7 protein-coding genes and 1 pseudogene are annotated in these 7,607 nt (G+C 46.2%); all 8 read left to right on the top strand.

The genetic code is table 11. The annotated features are described in order from the left end of the window. A partial coding sequence (nuoI, locus tag B3182_RS08210; protein ID WP_292752298.1) for an NADH-quinone oxidoreductase subunit NuoI occupies positions 1-296 on the top strand: 296 nt, incomplete at its 5' end. An 11-nt stretch (positions 297-307) separates the two neighbouring features. After that, the gene (locus B3182_RS08215) at positions 308-916 is read left to right on the top strand and encodes an NADH-quinone oxidoreductase subunit J (protein WP_292353718.1); all 609 of its coding nucleotides are present in this window, start codon (positions 308-310) and stop codon (positions 914-916) included. Then, on the top strand, positions 913-1,218 hold the full coding sequence (nuoK, locus tag B3182_RS08220) for an NADH-quinone oxidoreductase subunit NuoK (protein ID WP_292353720.1): 306 nt from the start codon (positions 913-915) through the stop codon (positions 1,216-1,218). Before B3182_RS08215 ends, nuoK begins: the two co-directional genes overlap by 4 nt. Before the next feature lie 4 nt (positions 1,219-1,222). Further along, positions 1,223-3,160: pseudogene (gene nuoL / locus B3182_RS08225) on the top strand (NADH-quinone oxidoreductase subunit L). A 15-nt stretch (positions 3,161-3,175) separates the two neighbouring features. Continuing rightward, positions 3,176-4,696, top strand: coding sequence for an NADH-quinone oxidoreductase subunit M (locus B3182_RS08230; RefSeq protein WP_292353724.1), 1,521 nt, complete (start codon positions 3,176-3,178; stop codon positions 4,694-4,696). A 12-nt stretch (positions 4,697-4,708) separates the two neighbouring features. Continuing rightward, positions 4,709-6,142: an NADH-quinone oxidoreductase subunit NuoN gene (gene nuoN, locus B3182_RS08235; protein WP_292353726.1), complete on the top strand. Its 1,434-nt coding sequence runs from the start codon at positions 4,709-4,711 to the stop codon at positions 6,140-6,142. A gap of 8 nt (positions 6,143-6,150) precedes the next feature. After that, positions 6,151-6,456, top strand: a complete 306-nt coding sequence (locus tag B3182_RS08240) for a DUF2818 family protein (protein WP_292353728.1) — start codon at positions 6,151-6,153, stop codon at positions 6,454-6,456. 189 nt (positions 6,457-6,645) lie between these two features. Continuing rightward, positions 6,646-7,607: GTP-binding protein (locus B3182_RS08245; protein ID WP_292752301.1), on the top strand; the 962-nt coding region annotated here is incomplete at its 3' end.

A 7,607-nucleotide genomic window follows, 5' to 3' on the forward strand; every position in this document is an offset into this window, starting at 1 on the left:
GTTGCAAGTTGTGTGAAGCGGTTTGCCCTGCATTGGCAATTACCATCGATACCGAACCTCGTGAAGACGGCACACGCCGAACCACGCGCTATGACATCGATTTATTCAAATGTATTTACTGTGGATTTTGTGAAGAATCCTGTCCCGTGGATTCAATAGTCGAAACCCGAGTATTTGCCTATCACTTTGAAAATCGTGGTGAAAACATTATGGACAAACAACAGTTGCTGGCGATTGGCGATAAATACGAGACGGAAATCGCTGCTGACCGGGAGGCTGATGCGCCTTATCGATAGGCCGGATAATTATGGAAAAAATACTGTTTTATTTTTTTGCTGGCATTTTATTGTTTGCCGCCACCATGGTGATTACCGTAAGAAATCCGGTGCGTGCAGCATTGTTTCTGGTGCTGGCCTTTTTTACCAGTGCAGCCATCTGGTTGATGCTGGAAGCCGAGTTTCTGGCGATCAGCCTGGTTTTGGTATATGTCGGTGCGGTGCTGGTGCTGTTCCTGTTTGTGGTCATGATGCTGGATATAGATACCAGTGCACTTAAGGAAGGATTTACCCGTTATCTGCCGTTAGGCTTATTAGTTGCCGTTTTGATCGTGCTGGAATTAATTGCCGTATTGGGTGCGGCGAATTTTGGTTTGGATCAGGTGCCAGTTCCTGAAGGTTCTGATGAAAGTAATACCAAAACGCTGGGCCGACTGTTGTATACGGTTTATGTTTATCCATTCGAAATCGCTTCGGTGATTCTGACGGTGGCCATCGTGGCAGCCATTACGCTGACCTTACGGCCCAATAAACGCAAAACTCAGGATCCAGCTGAGCAGGTCAAAGTTCGTAGTAAAGACCGCGTCCGTCTGGTGAAAATGGCCTCGGAAAAACGCCAGGATGGGAAAGGAAAACCATGATTGCTTTATCTGACTTTCTGATTGTTGCCGCTATTTTGTTCAGCTTGTCTGTTGCCGGTATTTTTCTCAATCGTAAAAACATCATTATCCTGCTGATGTGTATTGAATTGATGTTGCTGGCGGTTAACCTGAACTTTATTGCCTTTTCTTATTACGCCGGGGATGCCGCTGGCCAGGTATTTGTGTTTTTTATTCTGACTGTTGCGGCGGCTGAAGCAGCGATTGGCCTGGCAATCCTGGTCGTATTATTCCGCAATCTCAGCACCATCAATGTTGATGATCTCAACCGGTTAAAGGGCTAACGGCATGACCCAGACCCTGTTACTGACCATTGTTTTAGCCCCCTTACTGGGCAGTATCATTGCTGGTTTTTTTGGTCGTAGGATTGGCCGGAACTGGTCACATCGAGCGGCAATCGCCGGTGTCAGTATTGCGTTCTTTTTATCGCTCTGGGTGTTGAAGCTGGTAGTCATGGATGGCGCAACCTATAACCAGGCGGTATATCAGTGGCTGCAAGTTGGCAGCCTGAGCATTGAAGTCGGCTTTTTGGTTGATTCACTGACTGCAGTGATGATGACCGTGGTGACCTTTGTATCGCTGATGGTGCATATCTACACCATTGGTTATATGCATGATGATGACGGCTACAGCCGGTTTTTCAGTTATATCTCGCTGTTTACCTTCTCAATGCTGATGCTGGTGATGGCCAATAACTTTATGCAGCTGTTTTTTGGCTGGGAAGCGGTTGGCCTTGTTTCCTATCTGCTGATTGGTTTCTGGTACAAAAAGCCCACTGCAATTTACGCTAATCTCAAGGCATTTCTGGTCAATCGTGTGGGGGACTTTGGCTTTCTGCTAGGTATCGCTGCCGTATTGATGTATTCCGGTAGTCTGGATTATATGGAGGTATTTAATCAGGCTCCGGTGATGGCGGGGCAGACCATTTCCATATTTGATAATTACGCCTGGTCGTTAATGACGGTGATTGGCATTCTGTTATTTATCGGCGCAATGGGTAAATCAGCGCAGGTTCCACTGCATGTGTGGTTACCGGATTCGATGGAAGGCCCGACCCCGATATCTGCATTGATCCATGCGGCTACTATGGTCACGGCAGGTATCTTTATGGTGGCGAGAATGTCACCTCTATACGAATATTCTGAAACTGCACTGTCATTTATTCTGGTGATTGGGGCGATCACCGCTTTGTTTATGGGCTTTTTGGGCTTGATTCAGAACGATATCAAACGGGTTATTGCCTATTCAACCTTGTCACAGCTCGGCTATATGACCGTAGCACTTGGGGTGTCGGCTTATTCTGCCGCGGTTTTTCATTTATTCACCCACGCATTTTTTAAAGCGTTGCTGTTTTTAGCGGCTGGTTCAGTGATTTTAGCGCTGCATCATCAGCAGGATATTCGGCAAATGGGCGGGCTGAAAAAATATCTGCCAATCACCTATTGGACGAGTCTGGTTGGTACGCTGGCGTTAATTGGTTTTCCCGGGCTGGCCGGTTTTTTCTCCAAGGATGCCATTATTATGGCGGTACATGAGTCGACCATCCCAGGCAGTAGCTTCGCCTTATGGGCTGTGATGATAGGGGTATTTGTTACCAGTCTGTACAGCTGACGGCTTTTGTTTTTGGTGTTCCACGGCAAAGAACGTTTTGATGCGCATGGCCATCCGCCACATGAATCCCCTAGCGTGGTTACCTGGCCGTTGATTCTGCTGGCGATTCCATCGGTATTGGCCGGTTATTTGATTGGCACTTTGGTGTATGACAATTTCTTCAGCGATGCGATAACCGTTATGCCGCAGCATGATGTACTGGCAGCTGCCCACTATCATGGGTTAATCGGATTTATCAGCCATGGATTGATGACCGCACCGTTCTGGCTGGCAATGGCCGGTTTGGTAACCGCCTGGTATCTCTATCTCAAACGTCCGGATCTGCCTGCCAAAATTCAGCATCGACTGATGTGGCTATGGCAAATTCTGGAAAATAAATACGGCTTTGATGCATTTAACGACAAAGTTTTTGCCGGTGGATCACGAGGTCTGGGCTGGCTGTTCTCTCGCGTGGGTGATCGAATGTTAATTGATGGTTTAGTGGTTAACGGTACAGCACGAACAGTGGGTTTAATCTCGAGAGTAGGGCGCAAAATGCAGAGTGGTTATTTATACCATTACGCCTTTGTAATGATTATCGGGGTGTGGCTGTTGCTCACCTGGTTTGTGGTTTAGGAGCAAGCTGATTAGATGATGGACTTCCCGCTACTCAGTATATTGATTCTGCTGCCAATTATCGGCGGCGGTTTGCTGTTGTTCTGTAAACAGAATCAGATTTTGGCCCGCCAATTGGCTTTAGTTATCAGTGTCGTCACCATGATGCTGTCTTTTTTGCTGTATATCGGTTTTGATAACACCAGTCATCAAATGCAGTTTGTTGAACGCCTGTCATGGATCGCCACATTTAATATCGAGTATTACCTTGGCATTGATGGCTTTTCGATGCCACTGATGATCCTGACCACGATATCTACAGTTCTGGTTGTTATCGCTGGTTGGCAGGTCATTCAGGATCGGGCAGCACAATACATGGCTGCTTTTTTGATTATGGAAGGCTTGATGCTGGGTGTGTTTGCAGCGCTTGATGCCATTCTGTTCTATCTATTTTTTGAATCAATGCTGATTCCGCTGTTTCTGGTGATCGGCATCTGGGGAGGACCCAATCGGGTCTATGCCACGATTAAGTTTTTTCTGTATACCTTTTTCGGCTCAGTGTTTTTGCTTATTGCACTGTTATATCTGCAATTTCAGGCGGGCAGTTTTTCGATTCTGGACTTTCATGCTGTCAGCTTGACTCTGACTCAACAGATATGGATTTTCCTGGCATTTTTAATTGCCTTTGCAGTGAAGATTCCGATGTGGCCGGTACATACCTGGTTACCCGATGCTCACGTTGAAGCGCCTACCGGTGGTTCGGTAATTCTGGCGGCGATCACGCTGAAAATCGGTGGTTATGGTCTACTACGTTTTGCTCTGCCGATTACCCCGGATGCCAGTATGACGCTGGACTGGCTGGTCATTGGCTTATCGTTGATTGCCATTGTTTACATTGGCTTTGTCGCGTTGGCGCAATCCGATTTGAAAAAACTGATTGCCTATTCAAGTATTGCTCATATGGGTTTTGTCACCCTGGGCTTGTTTATTATATTTCGGATTACTGCCAATGAGGCAATCACTATCGGTATCGGGAATGGGCAGGTGCTGGCGATTGAAGGTGCGATGGTCCAGATGATTTCGCATGGCTTTATCGCTGCGGCGATGTTCCTCAGCGTGGGCGTGTTATACGACCGGATGCATACCCGGGAAATCAGTGCCTATGGCGGTGTCGCCAACAGCATGCCGAAATTTACCGCGTTGGCCGTGTTCTTTGCGATGGCCAATGCCGGGTTGCCCGGTACTTCAGGTTTTGTCGGTGAGTTTATGGTGATCCTGGCGGCGTTTCAGGCCAACTTCTGGTATGCCTTTCTGGCGGCCACGACTTTAATTCTGGGCGCGGCTTATACCTTGTGGATGGTCAAACGGGTATTTTTTGGAGAGATCGCCAATGACCAAGTCGCTAAATTACAGGATATTAACTCACGGGAAATGCTGCTGTTGGCAAGTCTGGCGGTCATTGTCTTAGTGATTGGTATTTGGCCCGATCCGTTACTTAATGTGATGCATGCGTCGGTAGATAATCTGCTGCTGCAAATCACTCAGTCAAAGCTTTAAAGGAAACACCATATGGCGTTTGAGGTTCCAAATATGCTGTTTGCCTTGCCAGAGATGCTGCTGCTGGCTATGTGCTGTATTGTGCTGCTCGTGGTCGCTTTTACCGGTAATCGTCGAATCAATCTGGTACATGCATTAAGCCAATTGAGTCTTTTAGTAACCTTTTTCACGGTTTTCTGGATGATGGGTGAGGGTGGGCTGACCTTTTCTGAAACTTATATCAAAGACCCGCTTAGCGATATCCTTAAACTGGCGATCTGTCTGGTAAATATGCTTGTGTTGAGTTATTCCTATAGTTATTTACAGGCCCGAAATTTATTGCAGGGCGAATTTTATGTACTGGCCTTGTTTGCCACCCTGGGTATGCTGGTAATGGTGTCGGCACATCACTTTTTGACGCTGTATTTAGGGTTGGAATTGATGTCGCTTTGTCTATACGCCATGGTGGCCATGCAACGAGATTCATTTGCCGCTACCGAAGCCGGAATGAAGTACTTTATTTTGGGCGCATTGGCTTCGGGCATGTTGTTATACGGCATGTCGATTATCTACGGGGTCACTGGTGAATTAGGTATCCAGGCCATAGCCGTAGCATTAGACACTGAAGAATTGAATCAGACAGTCCTGAGTCTGGGCATTGTGTTCTTGGTGATTGGTATCGGCTTCAAGTTTGGTGCGGTACCGTTTCATATGTGGTTACCGGATGTCTATCAGGGGGCGCCCACAGCTATTACTTTATTTGTCGCTAGTGCCCCCAAAATAGCGGCTTTTGCCTTGTTGATACGTATATTGACGGAAGGTATGGGCGATATGCTTAGTGTCTGGCGCAATATGCTGATCATGCTGGCCGTATTGTCGATTATCCTGGGTAATCTGCTGGCAATTGCACAGAGCAACTTAAAGCGGATGCTGGCCTATTCCACCATTTCGCACGTTGGTTTTTTATTATTAGGTGTTTTAGCCGGAACACAGGCAGGCTATGCTGCAGCATTGTTTTACACCCTGGTCTATGCACTGATGACATTAGGCAGTTTTGGTATGATTCTGCTGCTGAGTCGTGAGGGCTTTGAAGCTGAAGAGATAGAAGACTTTAAAGGTCTGGGGCAACGCCACCCCTGGCATGCGTTGATGATGCTGTTACTGATGTTTTCCATGGCGGGTATTCCACCACTGGCCGGTTTCTATGCGAAATTAGGCGTGATTAAATCAGTCGTCGATGTTAATTTACTGGCCGTTGCTATTGTTGCTGTCGTGATGTCGGTTATAGGTGCGTATTATTATTTGCGAGTGGTCAAGGTGATGTTTTTCGACACTGCCACCGAAAAGCCCCATATCGCAGCCACAACCTCAATGCAGTACCTGCTGAGTGGCAACGTATTAGCAGTACTGTTACTCGGTTTGTTTCCGGGAAGTTTATTTGCGCTTTGCGCCAGAATATTTAGTTAGGTTTAAAAATGTCGATTTGGTTACTGCTGTTGATAATGTTTGTGCTGGCAAATTTACCATGGGTAAATTCAAGATTATTTCTGTTTATCCCGTTAAAAAATGGTAAAAATGCCTGGTTAAGACTGTTTGAAGTAGTAGTATATTATTTTGTAGCTTTACTGGTCTCCATCGCTTTTGAGCAGCAGTATGCAGGCAATATTTATCCCCAGCAGTGGGAGTTTTTTGTCACTACCTTGAGTTTGTTTCTGGTGTTTGCCACACCGGGCGTAGTGTATCGGCATCAATGGTTGCCATTACAGCAAAAGCTCCGTTAAAAATCGCAAAAATGCGCCTGTTAAGGGCGTAGTAATTCAATCCGAAACTTCAAAAGACTGCTATCAGGGCACTTACAGGCTTTGATATCAATTCGGGATGCATCCCGAAGCATTGTAGTTTAGAATTTGCGGGTTTAACTCCCTGATGATGTAAACAACATCGGTTTTTCACACAAAAGAGACAGGATTATGGCTTCTTCCGATTTATCCAAGTACAGAAATATTGGTATTTTCGCTCACGTTGATGCGGGCAAAACCACCTCCACCGAACGTATTCTTAAACTGACCGGTAAAATTCATAAATCCGGTGAGGTTCATGATGGTGAATCCACCATGGACTTTATGGATCAGGAAGCCGAACGCGGTATTACTATCCAGTCAGCAGCCACAACCTGTGAATGGAAAGGCCATCGTCTGAACGTTATCGATACCCCAGGTCACGTTGACTTCACGATTGAAGTATATCGTTCACTGAAAGTATTGGACGGCGGTATTGGTGTTTTCTGTGGTAGTGGTGGTGTTGAGCCGCAATCAGAAACCAACTGGCGTTATGCGAATGACTCAGAAGTTTCTCGTCTGATCTTTGTTAATAAGCTGGATCGTATCGGTGCTGATTTCTACCGTGTTGTAAAACAGGTTGAAGACGTACTGGCAGCAACGCCACTGGTAATGGTTTTGCCAATCGGTATTGAAGATGAATTTACCGGTGTTGTCGATTTGCTGACCCGTAAAGCATGGATCTGGAAAGATGAGAAAAATGCTGAAGACTACACCATCGAAGAGCCACCAGCTGATATGGCTGACCAAATTGAAGAATGGCGTGAAAAACTGATCGAAACTGCTGTAGAGCAGGATGATGATCTGATGGAAAAATATCTGGAAGGTGAAGAGCCTTCTATCGAAGATCTGAAAAGATGTATCCGTAAAGGTACATTGCAATTGGATTTCTTCCCAACATACTGTGGTTCGGCATTCAAAAACAAAGGTATGCAGTTAATCCTGGATGCCGTTGTTGATTACCTGCCTGATCCAACTGAAGTTGATCCACAACCAGAAGTTGATTTGGAAGGTAACGAAACCGGTAAACACGCTATAGTTGATATCAAAGGCCCACTGCGTGCACTGGCATTCAAAATCATGGATGACCGTTT

The sequence above is a fragment of the Methylophaga sp. UBA4204 genome (assembly GCF_002379485.1).
Classification (GTDB): Bacteria; Pseudomonadota; Gammaproteobacteria; order Nitrosococcales; family Methylophagaceae; genus Methylophaga.